This window comes from Qipengyuania sp. CAU 1752 (genome assembly GCF_054482615.1).
The window spans coordinates 1,439,649-1,459,331 of record NZ_JBTLRE010000001.1; the positions used below are offsets into that span (position 1 = coordinate 1,439,649).

Here is a 19,683-nt window from a genome sequence, read left to right on the forward strand (position 1 = left end):
ATGACAACCAGGGAAGGGGCGCGATGAATTCGCCCGTGATAACAAATGGACTTTCGGTCGATGTCGAGGACTGGTTCCAGGTCGGCGCGTTCGAGAACGTGATCGACCGCGACGACTGGGATGGACTTGCCAACCGGGTCGAGGACAATGTCCTGCGCATCCTCGATTTGTTCGATGCCGCCGAAGTCAAGGCGACCTTCTTCACGCTCGGCTGGGTCGCGAAGAAGAACGGCCCGTTGATCCGTGCCATCGTCGATCGCGGGCATGAGCTGGCCAGCCACGGCTATGACCACGCGCGCGTCTTCACTTTCGACCGCAAGCAATTCGCAGGTGATATCAAGCTGGCACGGATGATCCTGGAAGATGCCGCCGGGGTGAAGATCACCGGCTATCGCGCGCCCAGTTTCTCGATCGATCAGCGCACGCCATGGGCCTATATTGAACTGGCGGAACAAGGTTACAGCTATTCCTCCAGCGTTGCACCGGTGGCGCATGACCACTATGGCTGGCGCGAAGCCCCGCGCTTCGCCTTCAAGCCACTGCCGTGGAGTGACCTGGTCGAACTGCCTGTCACAACCGCCATCCTTGGCGGCCGCAGGGTAGCAGCAGGCGGGGGCGGGTTCTTCCGCGTGCTGCCCTATGCCTTCAGTCGCTGGGCTATCCGCCAGGTTAACCGGCGGGAGGGCAGGCCAGCGGTGTTCTATTTCCATCCGTGGGAAATCGATCCCCAGCAACCCCGTGTCGGCAATGCCCCGGTCCGGTCGCGGCTGCGACATTACACCAATCTCGACAAGATGGCCGACAAGCTGGGCGATCTGGTGCAGGAATTCGCCTGGGGCCGGATGGACATGATTGCCGGGCGTGAAGCACTGAACGCGGAGGAACTGGCTGCGTGAATGCACCCTTTGCCCTGTGCGAGGAAACGGTCGCGATTGCAGACCTGCGCGATCCCGGCGAAGCGGCGAGGATTGCCGATTTCGTCTATCGCGCCAATGGTTCGCCATTCCATCTTCCGCGCTGGTTGCGGGCGGTTGAACAAGGCACCGGACAACGGGCCACCGGCATACTCGCTGAAAAGAGCGGGGCGATAACTGGCTGGCTGCCGCTGATTGAAGTTCGTTCACCACTCTTTGCGCCAGCGCTTGTCTCGAGCGGGTTTGCCGTGGGTGGTGGCGCTCTGGTTATCTCTTCCAAGACAATCCGCCGGCTCGCCCGCGCTGCAAGCGAGCTCGCCATCCGGCGAAGCTGTGCCTCGGTCGAATTGCGCGGCGGCGAAGTGCCGTCAGGCTGGGAAACGCGAGCCGACAGCCATTGCGGCTTTGCCAAGCCACTTGCAGAAAGCGATGAAGCACAATTGCTGGCGATTCCACGCAAGCAGCGCGCTGAAGTTCGCAAGGGCCTGAAGGCCGATCTCGAGGTCACTATCGGCAAGGCCGAACGAGACCGCGCAGCGCACTACGCGTGCTATGCCGAAAGCGTCCGCAACCTTGGCACGCCGGTGTTTCCCCGCAGCCTGTTCGATGCTGTACTCGACGGTTTCGGCGACGAGGCTGACATCCTCACGGTCTGGCAGGGCGAGCGCCCCGTCGCGAGCGTGCTGACGCTGTATCACATGGGTTCGGCACTGCCTTATTGGGGCGGAGGGGTGTGGGATGCGCGGACCCTGCGCGCCAACGAGGTGATGTATTACTCGCTGATGTGTCACGCCCGCAGCAAGGGCTGCATCACCTTCGATTTCGGACGCTCCAAGACTGGCAGTGGTCCCTACCATTTCAAAAAGAACTGGGGCTTCGAGCCCGAGCCGCTGGTCTATTCTATCTGGACTGCGCCCGGATCGTCTCCGCGCGATGTGGAGCCGACCAGCGCAAGCTACCAGCGCAAGATCGAGCTGTGGAAGAAGTTGCCACTGGGTGTCGCCAATCGCATCGGCCCGGTGATCGCTCGCGGGCTCGGCTGATGGGTGAAATCCTGTTCCTTTCGCACCGCATCCCGTTTCCGCCCGATCGGGGCGACAAGATCCGCTCGCACCATTTGCTCAAGGCGCTGGTCCAGCTTGCGCCTGTCCATGTCGGCACTTTTGCGGAAACAGAGGGCGATCTTGCAGCGGAGGGCGATCTTGCACGGATCGCGGCCAGCTATCGTCTGGTCAGACGGTCCAAACCGCTGCCGCTGGCGGGTCTTGACGCGCTCGCCACGGGCAGGCCGATCAGCCTCGCGGCGTTCGACAATGCCGCACTGCGCCGATGGGTTGGTGAAGTGGTGACCACCCGACCGATTGACACGATCTTCGTATTCTCCGGACAGATGGGGCAATATATCCCGGCTGATTTTTCCGGGCGCGTTGTGATAGACTTGTGCGACGTCGATAGCGCCAAGTTCGAAGCCTACGGGGCATCCGGCCATTCTCCGCGAAGCTGGATCGACCGCCGCGAGGGTGTGGTTCTTGCACGCGAGGAGGAGCGCTTGGTCCGGCGTGCCGATACGGTCATGCTGGTGAGCGAAAACGAGGCCGAACTGCTCAGATCACGCCTCCACGATGTGCGCCACGCCGACATTCGCGCCATCCGCAATGGCATCGACGCGGCTTTGTTCGATCCGGTGACGGTCGCGCCGCATCCCGGCCTGGTCGAAGGGGCAGGACCGCATCTCGTCTTCACCGGGCAGATGGACTATCCGCCCAATATTGCCGCCGCCGAACGGATGGTCACGGCCATCCTGCCAGCTCTTCGCGCAAGCCATCCATCAGCCTCTTTCCACATTGTCGGGCGCGCCCCGACCGGACGAGTGCAGGCTCTGGAGAAAATGGCTGGTGTCCGCGTTTGGGGCGAAGTGCCGGACGTACGGCCATTCCTGCGCGCAGCCGACCTTGTCGTCGCGCCGCTCGACATCGCTCGCGGAATTCAGAACAAGGTCCTCGAAGCGATGGCGATGGGAAGGCCGGTTCTGGTTTCACCCGAAGCTGCCACCGGTATCGACGCCGAGGATGGCACGCATTTCGCCATCGCGGACACTGATGCGGCGATGATAGAGCAAGCCATAGCATTGCTCGAAGATACCACGAAGGCAGCATCTCTCGGCAGGGCTGCACGCGATTATGTCCTCGCCCATCAGGCATGGCCGGCGATGCTGGCCCCGCTGGCCCGGATCGCAAGACCGGACGGAGGCAAGCGCGATGCCGCATGAGGCTGCTCTCGACCCGGTGGGCGATAAAGCATGGTGGGCCAGCATTGCACCGATCTGGCGCGGCCCCCTTGCTCGTCTCGCCTTGCTGTGGGGTTCGATCCTGCTGGTAACGCATCGTGACTGGCTGGCGATGTTCGACCAGTGGTGGAACATTTCGACCTATAACCATATCCTGTTGGTCCCGGCCATTCTGGCAGGTTTGGTATGGATCAGGCGCGGCGAGTTGGCGAAGATCACGCCGGTCGCCTGGTGGCCCGGCCTTGTCGCATTCGTCACCGCCTTGTTGCTCTGGTTTCTTGGCCGCATCGGCGAGATCAATACATTCAGTCAATTGGGCGCAGTCGCGGCGATGCAGGCGGCGGTGCTGGCCGTGCTGGGGCCGCGGGTCACCCTCGGCCTGATCTTCCCGCTCGGCTACGCGCTGTTCCTCGTTCCTTTCGGGGACGAGCTTGTGCCCGCACTCCAGATGATAACTGCCAAGATCACCATCGCACTGACCGAATGGAGCGGCGTGCCCGCCCATATCGAAGGCGTTTTCATCGATACGCCAGTGGGCCTGTTCGAAGTCGCCGAGGCATGCTCGGGGGTGCAGTTCCTGGTTGCCATGGTGGCACTGGGAGTGATGGTTGCCCAAGCATGCTTCACCAGCTGGGTGCGGCGGGCGCTGTTCCTCGGCCTGTGCCTGGTTGTGCCGATCATCGCCAATGGCATTCGGGCCTGGGGGACGATCTACATTGCCCAGTCGCAGGGGATCGAATTCGCTGCCGGTTTCGATCACATTTTCTACGGCTGGATCTTCTTCGCCATCGTGCTTGCCATCGTGCTCGGCGCCGCCTGGCCGTATTTCGACCGCGCTCCAAACGATCCCGGCATCGATGCAGACGCGTTGCTGGCAACACGTTGGGTCGACCGCATCGGGCGCGTCGGTGGAAGCGCCGCCACAGTTACTACAACCGGCACTGTTCTGCTTCTGGGATTTGCTATGTGGGCCGGCATTGCCACGCGGCTCGAGGCAGAGCCGGTAGCGCGCCTTTCGCTTCCGCAAGTACCGGATTGGCAGGCGATTGCCGCAGAACCCGATCTGGCCTGGCAGCCGCGAGCAAGAGGGGCAGATCAACGGTTGCTCGGGCGGTATCGCAATGATGCGGGGCAGACCGTCGATGTCTTCCTTGCCCGCTATACCTCGCCAGGTGGAGACAGTGACCCCGGTGCTCCCGGAGAAGGTGCCCTGGTGCCGGATACGCCGTGGCGCTGGATGGGCGGGGGGGTGGCCGCTAACGGAGCGCAGGTCGACCATCTGTTCGCGCTGGGTCGCATCCGGCGTGTGGCAATGACCTGGTACCGGCATGGTGATTTGCTCACCGGCAGCCCAGCCGACCTCAAGTTCGCAGTCATCGCCGACCGCTTCACCATGCAGGCCCGGCCTACCACCATGCTTATTGTCTCGGCCGTCGAGGCCCCCGGCAGCGATGCAACTGCGGCCATCGCCGCATTTGCCGGGTCCACAGAGCCGCTAGGGCCGTGGATAGACCGCATCGCCGAAAGGCGATAACTCCCACGCCATGTGCGGAATCGCCGGTATCTTCCATTGCGGGACTCCCAAGCCGGTCGATCCGCGCCGTGTCGAGCGTATGACCGATACCATGGTCCACCGTGGGCCCGATGGCAGCGGCGTCTGGACAGAACACGGCGTCGGCCTTGGTCACCGCCGTCTGTCGATCATCGACCTCGATGGATCACCTCAGCCGATGCACTCGGTCGATGGCCGGGCAGTCCTGGTCTTCAACGGCGAAATCTACAACTACCGGGAATTGCGCCGAGAGCTTGTGCAGCTCGGAGCACGCTTCGCTACCGAGGGGGACAGCGAGACAATCCTGGCAGCATGGCAGCAATGGGGGCCTGCTTGTCTTGATCGGCTGGACGGAATGTTCGCCTTCGCCATTTACGACCGGGGTGACAGGACCCTTTTCCTTGCCCGTGACCGGCTGGGCGTAAAACCGCTGTTCATGGCGCCGCTCAGCGATGGCAGCCTCGCCTTTGCATCTGAACTCAAGGGGCTACTGGCGCACCCGCTCCTTCGGCGCGAGGCCGATCCGCTGGCGGTCGAGGACTATCTCACATGGGGCTATGTGCCTGACCATCGCTCGATCCTCAAAGGGGTCGAGAAGCTGCCCGCCGGGCATTACCGCCTGCTACGCCAAGATGCGCCGCCGTCGCCCCCGGTACAGTGGTGGGATGTCGATTTCTCGAAGCGGCACAAGGGCAGCACACAGGACCTCTCGGCCCGGCTGTTGCACCACCTGCGCGAAGGTGTGGAATCGCGCATGGTGGCCGATGTTCCGCTCGGCGCATTCCTGTCCGGCGGGGTCGACAGTTCGAGCGTCGTGGCCTTGATGGCTGAATCCAGCAATGCGCCTGTCAACACTTGCTCAATCGGATTCGATGTCGGCGAGTTCGACGAAACAACCTACGCCCGCCGGGTGGCCGAACAGTTCGGCACACGTCATCACGAGCAGATCGTTGATGCCGACGATTTCGATGCCGTTGATCAGTTGGCCGGCATATTCGACGAGCCCTTCGCCGATGCGTCCGCACTGCCGACATTGCGGGTTTGCCAATTGGCGCGCCAACATGTCAAAGTCGCGTTGTCTGGCGACGGCGCCGACGAAGCCTTCGCGGGCTATCGCCGGCAGGTGTTTCACGCAAGGGAGGAGCAGATCCGGTCGTTCCTGCCGCAATCCTTGCGCAGCACGGTCTTCGGGACGCTGGGCAGGTTGTGGCCCCAGGCCGACTGGGCTCCGCGTCCGCTGAGGGCAAAAGCGACCTTTCGTGCACTCGGTTCAACAGGGGAGGAGGGATATGCGGGCGCGCTCGCCATATCGCCTCCCGAACTGCGCCAGCAGCTTTACACTGACCGCATGATCCGCGAATTGTCCGGCTATCGAGCCGAGCAACCCTTCATTGACCTGATGCGCAATGCGCCGGCGCGAACGGGGCTGGACCGGGCGCAATATGCCGATCTCAAATTCTGGCTGCCCGGCGATATCCTGACCAAGGTCGATCGCACCAGCATGGCGGTGAGCCTCGAAGCGCGCGAACCGCTGCTCGACCATCGCCTTGTCGAGTTCGCCGCAGGACTTCCGCACCGGGCGCGTATCAGGGGCCGACAAGGAAAGTGGCTTTTGAAACACACAATGGCCCGATGCTTACCCGAAGACGTGCTCTACAGGCCCAAGCAGGGCTTCGTCACTCCGATTGCTCAATGGCTGCGCGGGCCACTCCAGGCAGAGTGCCAAGCCATCGCAACGAGCGCCCCGTTGACAGATTCAGGTTGGTTCGAAGCTTCGCGTCTCAAACAATTGGCACAGCAACATATTTCTGGTCGGCAGGACCATTCGAGGCTTTTGTGGCAATTGCTCATGCTGGACCGCTCTATTCGCGGGTTGTCGATATCAGCTTAGAGCACGTGTTTCGAAACGAAACACGAGTGACTCCAATATTATAAAGCCAAAGCTTGCAAGATGCGGTATGTTGCGTAGTCTCCAGTGGAGGCGGGGTTGGCATGACCCCTTAGGTCGCAGCATTCGGGGGGCTAATGGACCGAGTGGATAAGAATTTCGAGGACGGCACTACCGCCGATTATGGGTTGTCGCAGACCCATGACGGCTACCAAGGAGGCTCGCCCATGAGCCTTGCGAAAGGTCATCCCGGTGTGCCGGGACGTTTGCTCGAGCTGGCTGAGCTCGATGTTCTGTATGAACCCGAATATGAGACGTTGTGGACGTATATGCGGCCCGAAGGTCGCCCCAGTTTTACACCACCCATGCTTTCCGACTTCGAGATTTGGCAGCAACTGATTGCCGATAATTTCGGTGTCGGAAAGGTGCCGCTCAAGTTCCTCGTCCTGGGCAGCCGCGCCCCGGGGGTGTTCTGCTATGGAGGTGATCTGGCGCTTTTCCGTCAGCTCATCATCAAGAATGATCGTGAGGCCCTGGTCGAGTACGGGCACCGCTGTTGTTCGATATTGCAGCGCAATTCGCATTCTCTCGACATTCCGATGCTCACCATCGGCATGGTCGAAGGAGCAGCGCTGGGCGGCGGTTTTGAAGCGCTGCTGTCCTTCGATTATCTTATCGCCGAGAAGAGTGCGACATTCGGATTGCCCGAGATCATGTTCGGCTTGTTTCCCGGCATGGGCGCACACGCGCTGCTCTATCGGAAGCTTGGCAGCGTGATGGCTGAGCAGTTGATTATCTCCAATCGGACCTATTCGGCCGATGATATGCGGGAGATGGGTCTTGTCGACGAGGTCGTAGAGGATGGCACCGCGCTGGAAGCAACGCGATCCTTCATCAAGCAATCCACGCGCCGGCATGCGGGCCTGGTAGCGTCACGCAAGGCGATGAAAATTGCCGAGGGGGTGACGTTGGAAGAGCTTAACGCCATCACTGAACTTTGGGCCGACACCGCTCTGCAACTGAGCGACAAGGATCTTAAGCTGATGGACAGGCTCGCCAATGCGCAGACCCGCGCGATCAGGAAAGCCGCCTAATCGACCGTGGCTTCGGACCCATGGCCCAGCGCCATGTATTCGGGGCTGCGCATTTCCATCAGGCGACTAACCGTGCGTTCGAATTCGAAGCTGCCATCTCCGGCCTGGTAGAGCTGTGCCGGCTCCGCATCGGCAGTTGCAAACAGTTTGACCCGGTATTCGTAAAGCGCGTCGATCAGCGTGACGAACCGCGCCGCTTCGTTGCGGTCGTCCGGTCCCATCCGCGGGATGCCGACCAGGATTACCGAATGGAAGGCACGTGCGATAGCGAGGTAATCGGCCGCGCCGCGAGGTTGGCCGCATAATCGCTTGAAACTGAATACGCCCACGCCCTTCAGGGCTCTTGGCACGTGCAATGTTCTGCTTCCGCCGATTTCGAGTTCGGTACTGGGCACATGTTCGGCATCTTCGGGATTGTAATCGGTCAGGCGAAAAAAGGCCTCGCGCACCTGCGATGTCGCGGCGTCGCCCAACGGCGTGTGCCAGGTGCCCAGATCACCGAGCCGGTCGAGCCGATAGTCTACCGCTCCATTGAGCGGCAGAACGTCGAGCCGCTCGCCGATGAGATGGATGAAGGGCAGGAACAGGTCGCGATTGAGGCCATCCTTGTAGAGATCGCGCGGGGGTCGGTTGCTGGTGGTAACGACGACTACGCCCTCGTCCTCCATCAGCGCGCGGAACAGCCGGCTCATGATCATCGCGTCAGCCGAATTGTTGACCACCATCTCATCAAAGGCGAGGCAGCGGACATCGCGGGCGAGTGCAGCCGCGACTGGGGGGATCGGGTCGCCGCTCTCGCTCTTTCGCTCTTCGCGCAGGCGGGCATGAACTTCCTGCATGAAGGCGTGGAAATGGGCGCGCCTCTTGCGCGTTATGTCGAGCGTATCGTGGAAGAGGTCCATCAGCATCGACTTGCCGCGGCCAACACCGCCCCACATGTAGACGCCCTGCGGAGCTTCGGGCTTGCCCTTCAGTGCACGCCACAGGATCGAGCCGCGCTTGGGCGTTTTTTCGAGTTCCTGCTGCAAGGTATCCAGCCGCTTGGCGACAGCCGCCTGTTCGGCATCAGGTCTTAGCTCGCCGGCCTCGACCAGCTCGCGGTAGCGCGCGAGGATTCCGCTCACTCGCCGCCCGCTCCGGGGAAGGGGCGGCCCGGCAGTTTGCGAATGATGCCCGAGTAGGCGCAAACACGGTCTTCGTCCTGAACTACCTCGCCGCGCACGAAGACGAGCTTGCCAGTTTCGCGCATGATCTCGGTCACCGCGTCGAGTGGACGCGATGGATCGCCGCCGCCGATGAACTGGGTTGAAAGTTCGAGCGTGACCGAAGGCCCGGCGTTGCCGCTACCAACCACGTGCATGGTGGTGAACAGCGATATGTCTATCAGCGCCAGGCTGACCGCACCGTGGATGATCCCTTGCAGGTTTTCGTGCCGGCGCTCGGGAAACATCCGCAGGCGACAAGCATCGCCCTCGCGGCGGGTGATGAGTTTACCCATCACGGCGCCGTTGAACAGCGTGCCGTCCTTAAGGTTCCAGTGATGCCACCCCGGATTCTCCGGGTCGGGCCGGTGGTCGAAGATCTCGTCGCGCAGCGCCATGTCGGTCCGAAAGCGCGTCAGACCGCGCGTTCGGCGATCATCTTCTTGGTTTCGGCAATCGCCTTGGCGGGCGACAAGCCCTTGGGGCAGACATTGGCGCAATTCATGATCGTGTGGCAGCGATAGAGGCGATAGGGGTCCTCCAGTTCGTCGAGCCGTTCACCGGTCATCTCGTCGCGGCTGTCGGCCAGCCAGCGATAGGCCTGCAGCAGGATGGCCGGGCCGAGGAACTTGTCGGAATTCCACCAATAGCTGGGACAGGCGGTGGAACAGCAAGCGCACAGGATGCATTCGTACAGACCATCCAGCTTCTCGCGCTGTTCGGGCGATTGCAGCCGTTCCTTGCCCGATGGCGTCGGGGTGACGGTTTGCAACCAAGGCCGGATCGAGGCGTACTGGGCGTAGAAATGGGTGAAATCGGGGACCAGGTCCTTGATCACTTCCATGTGCGGCAGAGGGGTGATGCGAATCTCGCCCTTGAGATCCTCGATCGCGGTGGTGCAGGCGAGGCCGTTCTTGCCGTTGAGGTTCATCGAGCACGAGCCGCAGATGCCTTCGCGGCAGGAGCGGCGGAAGGTCAGCGTCGGATCGATGTCGTTCTTGATCTTGAACAGGGCGTCGAGAACCATCGGCCCGCAATCGTCAAGATCGATCTCGAACGTGTCGTAGCGGGGATTTTCACCGGTATCGGGGTCGTAGCGATAGATCTTGAACTTCTTGGCCCGATTGGCGCCTTCGGCCCGGTGTTCCTGCCCCTTGGCACGGATCTTGGAATTCTTGGGAAGAGTGAAGGTCGCCATGATGTTCGAATGTCCTGCGAAGTGCGGTTTGCAGCCTATCTAGCGGATATGGTGCACACCGCAAGGTGGCCCAAAGCCTGCGATGTGGCCAATTTTGCAAGTCGAATCCTACGCGATGGAACACATGGAACACGGTCCAAGGCAAGAAATCGGTGTGACGGGGTGGGGAACAAGCCATGCAGGCCGCGGGTCTAACCACCATGGGCAATGTAGGACAGGCAATGGGACCGGCGGCGGTATTTGGGGCCAGCGGCGGAATCGGCCGTGCATTGTGCGAAGCGCTCACCGGGCGCGGCGTAAGCAGATTGTATGCCGGATCGCGGAGCGGAAGCACACCAAAGGGGGAAGGAATAGTCCCGTTCCGCTTCGACTATGATCATCCCGACAGCTTGGAGCGCGCCGCTGCGACGATGGCGAACGACCCGCCGCGACTGGTCATCGTGGCCACAGGCGCATTGAGCCTGCCGGAAAGTGCCGAGCCAGAGCGCAGTTTCAAACAGATCGAGGCCGTTGCGATGGAGCGGATCCTGCGCATCAACACCATCGGTCCCGCGCTGGTAGCAAAGCACTTCCTGCCGCTGTTTCCGCGCAACGAACGTGCCGTCTTTGCCGCGTTATCGGCGCGGGTCGGTTCGATCAGCGACAATCGCATCGGCGGCTGGCACAGCTATCGCTCTTCCAAGGCCGCGCTCAACATGCTGGTCAGGAACTTCGCCATCGAGCTTGGCCGTACGCACCCACAGGCCATCGCCGTTTCGCTGCATCCCGGCACGGTCGATACCGCGCTATCCGAGCCATTCCAGTCCAACCTGCCCGATGGTCAATTGAGGGATCCAAGAGAAGCGGCGCGCAACCTATTGAATGTAATTGACGGTTTGGCCATCGCAGACAGTGGTCAGCAGATCGATTGGCGTGGTGAGCGTGTGCCCGACTAGGCGATTAAAGCGTTCCTGCGCCAGCTTTCGGCCAGCAGCGTTTCGAGCAGGTCGGCATGGCTGAACCCGGCATAACTTGCCGCTTTCGCCATTACCTTTTCAGACCACAAATTGCAGTTGAGATTGATCTCGATGAAATTGATGTCGCCGGTTTTCATGTCGACGCGGAACTCGATCCGGCCGTAGTCGAAGGGCACGAATTCGCGCGCAACCTTCCGGGCCATCTCGGTGATTTTTGGTGCAAGATCGGCATGGTCGAATTGCTTGAGCGCAGCCTTCTCGGTGTTCTGCACCAGGTCGCGCTTCTCGTAGTATGTCCACAGCTTCTGCGTGTCTTCGCGCTCGTACCACAGCATCGGCAGGGCCACGGGCTCGTTATCGATGGTGATGAAGGCGCACTGCACGTCATAGCCATCAAGATATGGCTCGACGATGGCATCATGGCCCTGGCCGTGGATATTGGCGACGGCGTTGGCGACGCCCTGGTAGTCGAAGGCGTCGGAAATACCCCAACTGGCCGACGAGGCATTGGGTTTGATTACCCAGCGTCCGTCGGGTGCGTGCGGCAAGTCGGCCTCCAGCACGGGCGCGCCGCGGCGATAACAGAACCAGTCGGCCGTCGGTACACCGGCATGGGTACAGACGAGCTTCGAAACCGATTTGTCGTCACCCAGTCCCCGCAGGAACGGCATCGCCCCCAGGTAGGGAATGCGGTGCATGTTACACAGCAACGGGATCAGCATCTCCGAATTGACGAAGCCTCCGCGGTTGAGGAGCGGAAAGACGAAATCGACCTCGGGCCGGTCGAACAGGACGTGGTAATTGTCAGCCAGTTCGAGGTTGAGGCCAAGCTCTTCCAAGGTGGTCCGCACTTCGTGATGGTAGATTGCGTGATTGCCATCTTCCGGATGCATCCCGCCACCCCACAGGGCGTGCTTGGCCATGAACAGCATCTTGATGCGCTGCTTGTCTTCGGCGGGGATACGTAACGGCTTGATGTCGGTCATGGCGAGAGAGCTTCCTTGTCGCGTGCGTCCCTGTTCGAAGGCGCGATTACACCGCACGGCGAGCCGCTCAAAGTAAAAACAGGGTCAATTGGCCGCAGTATTCTCATGGGGATGCCCAAGACCAGCTTAGTCTGGCATACTCTGGTCGTGAACAAGCGGCCTGGTGACGGCGCGCGATAGTGGAGGGTCAGATGGGACTGGCGAAATGGTGGGACCGGCACGGCGTGCCGCGGGTGATCAAGCTGGCCTGCGGAATGCCAGCGATCATGAAGTTGCGTTCCAAAGTCGTTCCGAAAGCCAGTGGTGACGTATTCGAATTGGGCTGCGGTGGCGGCATAAACCAGCAATTCTATAACGCGGCAGCGATCGACAGCTATGCTGGAATCGATCCGAATGCGAAGCTGCGCGATTATGCGACTGCCGAAGCGACGAAGAAGGGCTGGCAGGCCGATATTCGCGACGGGGTAGGGGAGCATATCCCCTTCGACGATGCGAGCTTCGACACCGTCGTGTGCACCTACACCATGTGCTCGGTTGAAGATCAGGCCCAGGTCCTGCGCGAGATGCGCCGGATCCTGCGCCCCGGCGGCAGGTTGCTGTTTCTCGAACATGGCCGAGCGCCAGATGCCAATGTGGCGCGGTTCCAGGCCCGGCTCGAGCCATGGTGGAAGCCCTTTGCAGGGGGCTGTCACCTAACCCGGCCCGTGATTGACGCGGTGCGGGCAGGAGGCTTCGAAGTCGAGCCGATGGGTACGGGCTACTTGCCCAAAACTCCGCGCTCGATCGGCTGGAACGAATGGGGCGTCGCGGTCAAGGCCGGAGCCTGAACGCGACGCCCGTATCTTCATCGGCAGTTACCGGTAAGTTTATTCGCCGAAGGTGCGCTGCCACCAGCCACGGCGCTGTTTGCCGTCACCCTGTTGCGCGCCCGTATCCGCTGGTTTCTCACTGGTCGCCGGTTCCTTGCCAGCGTCGTTGGCCGCAGAGGTAGCAGGCTCCGGTGCCGGCGAGGCGGCGGTTTCTGCCGCCGGAGCATCTGCCTTCTTGCGCCGGGTCCGCTTGGGCTTTTCCTCGGCCTTTACGTCAGTTTCCTTGGCCTCGGCGTCCTTGGCGTCATCCGTGGTGTCAGCAGCTTTCGCCTTCTTGGCCGGTGCCTTGCGAGCCCGTGGCTTCTTTGCCGGGGCCGGAGCTTCGGCTTCGTCAGCCACGGCCTTCTTGCTGCGGGTCCGCTTCGGCTTGGCTTCGGCTGTGTCCGCATCCGTTGATTCCGCCGGGACTGATGCGTCCTCCGCAGCGTCAGCTTCGACTTCAGCTTTCTTGCGCCGCGTGCGCTTCTTAGGCTTGTCTTGCTCGGCTGCAGCTTCGGCAGTCTCGGGCGAGCCGTCGGGACCAGCCACAACGGCCATGTCCTCCTTCACCTGCTCGGAAATCTCTTCGAGATTCTCGGCATCGTCGTCGGTGATGGTGTCCTGCCGATCCTTGCCACGACCGCGACCGCCGCGGCGACGACCGCCACGACGACGGCGCTTCTTGGGCTTTTCTTCACCATCGTCATTGTCGCCGGAAACGTCATCATTGTCGTCTTCGGAACCATCGTCACCGTCGGTGTCGTCTTCGCCATCGTCCGCTTGGTCCTGGCGATTCTTGTTACGACCGCGCCCGCCACGACGCCGGCGGCGACGCTTCTTGGAGCGATCACCGTCTTCGCCATTGTCGGATTCTTCGTCGTCTTCGCTGTCGTCACCGTCAGCCTCATCCTCGATATCGTCGTCATCGTCGTTTTCGTCGATGACGATCGGATCGAACTTGGGGGCTTGCGACGGACGCGGGCCGGAACTGGCGACGCTCATCTTGGCCCCTTCATCTTCCCCATCGGGCACGACTTCGACCGTCACGCCGTAGCGATCCTCGATTTCCTGCAGATCGGCGCGCTTGGAGTTGAGCATGTAAACTGCTGCTTCCGTGCTCGCCTTGAGGGTGATGATCGTTCCCTTGCCCCTGGCCGCCTCGTCCTCGATCAGGCGCAGCGCAGACAGGCCGGCGCTTGATGCGGTGCGGACCAGCCCGGTGCCGTCGCAATGCGGACATTCGCGGGTGGTCGCCTCGAGCACGCCGGTACGAAGGCGCTGGCGGCTCATCTCCATCAGGCCGAAGCCCGAGATGCGGCCGACCTGGATGCGGGCGCGATCGTTCTTGAGCGCGTCCTTCATCGCCCGTTCGACTTTGCGGACATTGGAATTGTATTCCATGTCGATGAAGTCGATCACTACCAGTCCGGCCATGTCGCGCAGGCGCAATTGCCGGGCGATTTCCTTGGCTGCTTCGAGATTGGTGGCAACCGCAGTCTGTTCGATCCCGTGTTCCTTGGTCGAACGGCCCGAATTGATATCGATCGAAACCAGCGCTTCGGTCGGGTTAATGACCAGATAGCCGCCCGATTTGAGCTGCACGACCGGATCGTACATCGCCCGCAACTGGTCTTCGGCGCCATAGCGCTGGAACAGTGGAACGGGGTCGGAATAGGCCTTCACCCGGCGCGCGTGGCTGGGCATCAGCAATTTCATGAAACTCTTGGCCAGCTTGTAGCCATCCTCGCCTTCGACAACGACTTCCTCGATTTCGCGATTGTAGATGTCGCGGATCGCGCGCTTGATCAGGTCGCTGTCCGAATGGATGAGCGCAGGCGCACTGGAGGTCAGTGTCTTTTCGCGGATTTCGTCCCACAGGCGGGCGAGATAGTCGAAGTCGCGCTTGATTTCGGGCTTGGTGCGGCTGAGCCCGGCGGTGCGTACGATCAGGCCCATTGTGCGCGGCAGTTTGAGGTCGGAGACGACCTGCTTCAACCGCTTGCGGTCACCTGCGCTGGATATCTTGCGGCTGATCCCGCCGCCATGCGACGAATTGGGCATCAGAACCGTGTAGCGGCCGGCAAGGCTGAGATAGGTCGTCAGTGCGGCACCCTTGTTGCCGCGCTCCTCCTTGACCACCTGCACCAGCATCACCTGGCGGCGCTGGATGACGTCCTGAATCTTGTAGCGGCGACGCAGCGCCTGGCGACGAGCGCGAACTTCGTCGACTTCCTTGGCACGCGACTTGTTGCCGCCCTTGCCCTGGCGGCGACCGCGGCCGCGTCCACGACCCCGCGATTTGCCGCGACCGTCTTCGGAATCGTCATTGTCTTCGTCGTCTTCGTCTTCGTCGTCGCTATCGTCGTCGTCACCCTCGAGCTGACCTTCCTCGATGGTGGAGACCTTGTCCTTTTCGGACGTGTCGATTTCCTCGAGGCCGTCTTCGGCAAGGTCTTCGGCGAGCGCCTCGGCCGATTCCTCGTCCTCGGCGTCATATTCGTCGCCGGGCAGATTGCCGCGGTCTTCATCCTCGGCTCGCAGCCGCGCTTCTTCCTCGGCTGCTTCGGCCTCTTCGGCCAGCAGAGCCTCGCGATCGGATTGCGGGATCTGGTAGTAGTCGGGGTGAATTTCGCTGAAGGCGAGGAAGCCGTGGCGATTGCCGCCGAAATCGACGAACGCTGCCTGCAGCGACGGTTCGACCCGTGTTACCTTGGCGAGATAGATGTTGCCTTTGATCTGCTTGTGTTCAGCAGATTCGAAATCGAATTCCTCAATCCGGTTTCCTTTGAGCACCGCCACCCGGGTTTCTTCCGAGTGGCGCGCATCGATGAGCATGCGCGTAGCCATGTAAGTATCTCCATGCGCAGATCGGCAAGGCCGTTGCCCGGTATCCGGGTGGCTGCTTGCACTTGCGCAGATATGTGTGGGAACCGCTGGCGGTTGAGCCGCGAGCGGGATGGATAGACCGGCCCTGAGACGCATGGCGTGTCGGGGCGCGGTATGCTGTGTCTACGCCGTTGAGAATGCGCCTTTGTGGCGCTGCCATGCCCGGGACAACGGCGCGGCAACCATCGGGTTGCGAGCCGGAGTACAGGGGGTGGCTTCTCATACTGGTGTATCAACCTGTCAATCACGTTACCTTCCGCGAAAGGCGCGGAAAGTAGCCGGAAATCTCAATGAACCTGTTGAGTCGATCACCCCGTTGGGGCCGTTCGAACGACAGGACCGTCCGGTCGACGCTTTGCTAGCAGCACCGGACAACTGCGGCAACTATATTGCGTAATGCCCCGCCAACGCCTTAACACCGGCAGCAGATTATGCCCTTGCGCTTTCAACTGTGGTTGGTGTTCCTTTTGCCGGTGGCGATTATCGCCGCCCTTTACGCGTTCGGGGTAAGCATTCCAGTGCCGCACCTGGGGCGCGACTATGTGCTGTCACTGGGGCTGCCGAGCGCAGATGCACCGGTCGACCTGCCAAAGATCTACGGACCACAGGACCGATCGCGACCTCTGGTGGTGATCGACCCCGGACATGGTGGCAAGGATCCAGGCGCCAGCACCGCCGGGACGCGCGAAAAAACCATTGTTCTCGGCCTTGCCACCGCCCTCAAGGACGCATTGCTCGAACAGGGAGGGGTCCGGGTCGCTATGACGCGCGAAGACGATACTTTTTTATCGCTGGATGAACGTCCCGAAATCGCGCGGCGCATGGGTGCGGCCCTGTTTGTCTCCATCCATGCCGATTCGGCAGGCGATAGCAGCGGCGTTCGCGGAGCCAGCATCTATACCCTCTCCGATAAGGCGTCGAGCGAAGCGGCCGCCATGTTCGCGGAGCGCGAAAACGACGCCGACAGACTTAATGGCGTGGATGTGGAGGGCCAGAGCGACTCAGTCTCGAACATACTTGTCGAATTATCACAGCGCAGGGTGCAGCAGAATTCGGCTGAGTTCGCCGATCTGATCCTGCGGGAAGGACGTGCCACTCTGGGTTTCCACCCGCAGGCACGACGGTCTGCCGTTCTGGCGGTACTGCGCGCGCCCGACGTTCCGGCGGTTCTCTACGAGGCGGGCTTCATTACTAATCCTGCCGATGCGCAGCGACTGGCGTCGGCCGAGGGGCGCGCCGCCTTTGCCGAGGCGATGGGACGAGCGATCCGCATCTATTTCGCACGCCAATACCGCGAATAAGGCGCGATAAGCATATAGCGCGCGAGCAAATGCCCGTGCTAGGGCCTGCTGGACTTATGGCTGACGGTACTTCCATCGACGCAATTCGATACCGCATCCGGCGCGAAGCGACCGGCGCTATCAACTGGCTGAAACGGCAATGGCGCGAGAGCCGCTTGTTCCGCTGGGCTATTTATGCGCTGGCCCTGCTGCTGGCGGCTTGGATTGTGCTGTGGGCCATCTTGGCGCGCGACATGCCCGATGCCGGGACGCTGCTCGAATACGAACCACCGCTACCTACGGTGGTACGCGGGGTCGATGGCGAGATCGTCCATTCCTATGCCCGCGAACGCCGGGTGCAGTTGCAATATGCCGATTTTCCCCAGGAACTGATCGACGCCTATCTGGCGGCAGAGGACAAGACCTTCTTCAGCCATGGCGGCATCGATGCCGGCGGGCTGTTTGGCGCGGTGGTCGATTATGTCAGCAAGATGGGATCGGGCGAACGCGCGGTCGGGGGTTCGACAATCACCCAGCAGGTGGCCAAGAACATCCTGCTCAGCAACGAATATTCGGTCACTCGCAAGCTCAAGGAAATGATGCTCGCGCGCCGTATCGAAGGGGTACTCGACAAGCAGCAAATTCTCGAGCTCTATCTCAACGAAATTCCGCTTGGCCGGCGTTCGTTCGGGGTACAGGCAGCAGCGCGAGCCTATTTCGACAAGGATGTGGACGAGCTCGATCTGCACGAATCGGCGTTCCTAGCAGTCTTGCCCAAAGCGCCTGAGCGCTATGGTCGCAAGGGCCAGGAGCAAGCGGCTTTGGCGCGGCGCAATTTCGTCCTGGAACAGATGGTCGCCAATGATTTTGTCACGCGCGCCAAGGCAGACGCGGCGAAGGCGCAGCCGCTTGGGCTGGTCACCCTGCGCCGCCAGCGTTCGGCCGACGCCGGGTACTTCCTCGAAGAGGTACGACGTCAGCTGGTCGAGGAATTCGGCGAGACCGCCGAGGAAGGCGCCAGCAGTGTCTATGCCGGGGGCCTTTGGGTTCGCACTTCGCTTGATGTGGAAATGCAGAACGCGGCGCGTGACGCCCTGCGCGAAGGATTGCTGCGGTATCACGCTAATCGTGGCTGGCGCGGACCGATTGCGACGATCGATTTGTCGCAAGGCAATTGGCAGGGGCAATTGCAAAGCTCCTTCCTCGGCATAAATTACCGTGACTGGCGCATTGGCGTCGTGACCGAACGGTCGGGTTCGAGCGCGACAATCGGTTTCACCGACGAAACCACTGCGCCCCTCATGGGCTTTCCCGATGCGCTCAAGGCCGGCGACGTCGTGGCCGCAGCGCCATCGGGCAATGGCTACCGCTTGCGAACCATTCCGGAAGTGTCGGGCGGGCTGGTGGTGCAGGACCCGGTCAACGGCCGCGTGCTGGCCATGCAGGGCGGATTCGACAGCCGGCTTGGGGCTTTCAACCGCGCAACCCAGGCCGAACGGCAGCCGGGTTCAACTATCAAGCCCTTTGTCTATGCGACGGGGCTCGACAATGGATTTACCCCTTCGACCCAGGTCGAGAACTCCAGCTATTGCTATTACCAGGGCTCTGCTCTGGGCGAGAAGTGCTTCCGCGGCGGGCGCGGCGGGCAATACCCGATGCGCTACGGTCTCGAGCAGTCACAGAACATCATGACCGTCCAGATCGCGATGGAATCGGGCATGCCCAACGTCATCAACACTTTCGAGAATGTCGGCATCGGTACCTACCAGCCCTATCCGGCCTTCGCGCTGGGGGCAGGCGAAACAACTGTCGTGAAAATGGTCAACGCCTATTCCACGCTCGCCAATCATGGCCGGTTCAACGAACCGACCCTGATCGACTACGTGCAAGATCGCAGGGGTAAGGTGATCTGGCGGGCCGATAAGCGCGCCTGCACGGGCTGCAACATGGACGAATGGGACGGCAAGGGGATGCCGCAACTGCCGCCGAGCGGAAAGCAGGCAATGGATGCGCGCACGGCGTTCCAGGTCGCGCATATGCTTGAAGGTGTGGTCACTCGCGGCACGGGCAAGCGTTTGAAGGATCTCGACCTGCCGATGTTCGGCAAGACCGGCACCACCACCGGTCCGACCGATGTCTGGTTCGTCGGCGGCACCCAGCAATACATGGTCGGCGCTTATGTTGGCCACGACCAGCCGCGCAATCTGGGCGGCTGGGTCGAGGGCGGCAACACCGCTTCGCCGATCGTCAAGAGCGTGATCAAGGCCACGCGCAAGCGCTGGTCCGATCATCCTTTTATCGCTCCTCCGGGCGTTCGCATGGTGCGGGTCGATCGTCGTACCGGCAAGCGCGTATTCGATGGCTGGCCGGATGATAGTGGCGGCGAATCGGCGGTCATCTGGGAAGCTTTCAAGCCCGACACCGAGCCACCGCGTTCGACCCGGGCCGACGAAATCGAGGCCAAGCGCAAGGAAATCCTCGCGCTGATTCGGCAAGGGACCCGAGCTGGGCCGACCCGCCGCGACGAGGCCGAGGAGGTCGGCGCGCTTGAGGACTTTGTCGAAGACCAGGGCGGAATATACTAGCCTGGTT

General features: G+C 61.6%; 15 protein-coding genes. 10 read left to right on the plus strand and 5 right to left on the minus strand.

Going from position 1 to position 19,683, the window contains the following annotated elements; genetic code table 11:
- Positions 1-23 precede the first annotated feature (23 nt).
- The 6 genes from ACXYL9_RS07040 (at position 24) to ACXYL9_RS07065 (ending at position 7,735) form a co-directional block, all read left to right on the plus strand.
- Positions 24-896, plus strand: a complete 873-nt coding sequence (locus ACXYL9_RS07040) for an XrtA system polysaccharide deacetylase (RefSeq protein ID WP_459038871.1) — start codon at positions 24-26, stop codon at positions 894-896.
- Entirely contained in the window at positions 893-1,957 is a 1,065-nt protein-coding gene (locus ACXYL9_RS07045) for a FemAB family XrtA/PEP-CTERM system-associated protein (protein WP_459038872.1), read from the plus strand. The genes ACXYL9_RS07040 and ACXYL9_RS07045 overlap by 4 nt, the downstream gene beginning before the upstream one ends.
- Positions 1,957-3,183 (plus strand): TIGR03087 family PEP-CTERM/XrtA system glycosyltransferase, encoded by a 1,227-nt coding sequence (locus ACXYL9_RS07050; RefSeq protein WP_459038873.1) that lies wholly within the window; start codon positions 1,957-1,959, stop codon positions 3,181-3,183. Before ACXYL9_RS07045 ends, ACXYL9_RS07050 begins: the two co-directional genes overlap by 1 nt.
- Complete coding sequence (gene xrtA / locus ACXYL9_RS07055; protein WP_459038874.1) at positions 3,173-4,735, plus strand: exosortase A; 1,563 nt, start codon at positions 3,173-3,175, stop codon at positions 4,733-4,735. Before ACXYL9_RS07050 ends, xrtA begins: the two co-directional genes overlap by 11 nt.
- Before the next feature lie 10 nt (positions 4,736-4,745).
- Positions 4,746-6,644 carry an XrtA/PEP-CTERM system amidotransferase gene (locus tag ACXYL9_RS07060; protein WP_459038875.1) on the plus strand — a complete coding sequence of 633 codons (1,899 nt, stop codon included), beginning with the start codon at positions 4,746-4,748 and terminating at the stop codon, positions 6,642-6,644.
- A gap of 224 nt (positions 6,645-6,868) precedes the next feature.
- A complete protein-coding gene (locus tag ACXYL9_RS07065; RefSeq protein ID WP_459038876.1) occupies positions 6,869-7,735 on the plus strand; it encodes a crotonase/enoyl-CoA hydratase family protein in 867 nt (288 codons plus the stop codon).
- Here the strand turns inward: ACXYL9_RS07065 and zapE are convergent.
- Genes zapE through ACXYL9_RS07080 form a run of 3 tightly spaced genes read right to left on the minus strand, consistent with a single transcriptional unit; the run spans position 7,732 to position 10,135 of the window.
- Positions 7,732-8,859 carry a cell division protein ZapE gene (zapE, locus tag ACXYL9_RS07070; RefSeq protein ID WP_459038877.1) on the minus strand — a complete coding sequence of 376 codons (1,128 nt, stop codon included), beginning with the start codon at positions 8,857-8,859 and terminating at the stop codon, positions 7,732-7,734. The genes ACXYL9_RS07065 and zapE overlap by 4 nt on opposite strands.
- A complete protein-coding gene (locus ACXYL9_RS07075; protein WP_459038878.1) occupies positions 8,856-9,335 on the minus strand; it encodes a PaaI family thioesterase in 480 nt (159 codons plus the stop codon). Before ACXYL9_RS07075 ends, zapE begins: the two co-directional genes overlap by 4 nt.
- A 17-nt stretch (positions 9,336-9,352) precedes the next feature.
- Positions 9,353-10,135: a succinate dehydrogenase iron-sulfur subunit gene (locus ACXYL9_RS07080; protein ID WP_459038879.1), complete on the minus strand. Its 783-nt coding sequence runs from the start codon at positions 10,133-10,135 to the stop codon at positions 9,353-9,355.
- A 176-nt stretch (positions 10,136-10,311) separates the two neighbouring features.
- Between ACXYL9_RS07080 and ACXYL9_RS07085 the strand changes: the two genes are divergently transcribed.
- Entirely contained in the window at positions 10,312-11,070 is a 759-nt protein-coding gene (locus tag ACXYL9_RS07085) for an SDR family NAD(P)-dependent oxidoreductase (RefSeq protein ID WP_459038880.1), read from the plus strand.
- Here the strand turns inward: ACXYL9_RS07085 and ACXYL9_RS07090 are convergent.
- On the minus strand, positions 11,067-12,077 hold the full coding sequence (locus ACXYL9_RS07090; RefSeq protein ID WP_459038881.1) for a D-alanine--D-alanine ligase family protein: 1,011 nt from the start codon (positions 12,075-12,077) through the stop codon (positions 11,067-11,069). The genes ACXYL9_RS07085 and ACXYL9_RS07090 overlap by 4 nt on opposite strands.
- Before the next feature lie 191 nt (positions 12,078-12,268).
- Here ACXYL9_RS07090 and ACXYL9_RS07095 point away from each other — a divergent pair, with 191 nt between their 5' ends.
- Entirely contained in the window at positions 12,269-12,904 is a 636-nt protein-coding gene (locus ACXYL9_RS07095; RefSeq protein WP_459038882.1) for a class I SAM-dependent methyltransferase, read from the plus strand.
- Positions 12,905-12,943: 39 nt separating this feature from the next.
- Here ACXYL9_RS07095 and ACXYL9_RS07100 read toward each other — a convergent pair whose 3' ends face one another.
- A complete protein-coding gene (locus tag ACXYL9_RS07100; protein WP_459038883.1) occupies positions 12,944-15,772 on the minus strand; it encodes an Rne/Rng family ribonuclease in 2,829 nt (942 codons plus the stop codon).
- Between the two features lie 470 nt (positions 15,773-16,242).
- Between ACXYL9_RS07100 and ACXYL9_RS07105 the strand changes: the two genes are divergently transcribed.
- Positions 16,243-17,112 (plus strand): N-acetylmuramoyl-L-alanine amidase family protein, encoded by an 870-nt coding sequence (locus ACXYL9_RS07105; protein ID WP_459038884.1) that lies wholly within the window; start codon positions 16,243-16,245, stop codon positions 17,110-17,112.
- Between the two features lie 56 nt (positions 17,113-17,168).
- On the plus strand, positions 17,169-19,676 hold the full coding sequence (locus ACXYL9_RS07110; protein WP_459038885.1) for a penicillin-binding protein 1A: 2,508 nt from the start codon (positions 17,169-17,171) through the stop codon (positions 19,674-19,676).
- Positions 19,677-19,683: the final 7 nt, after the last annotated feature.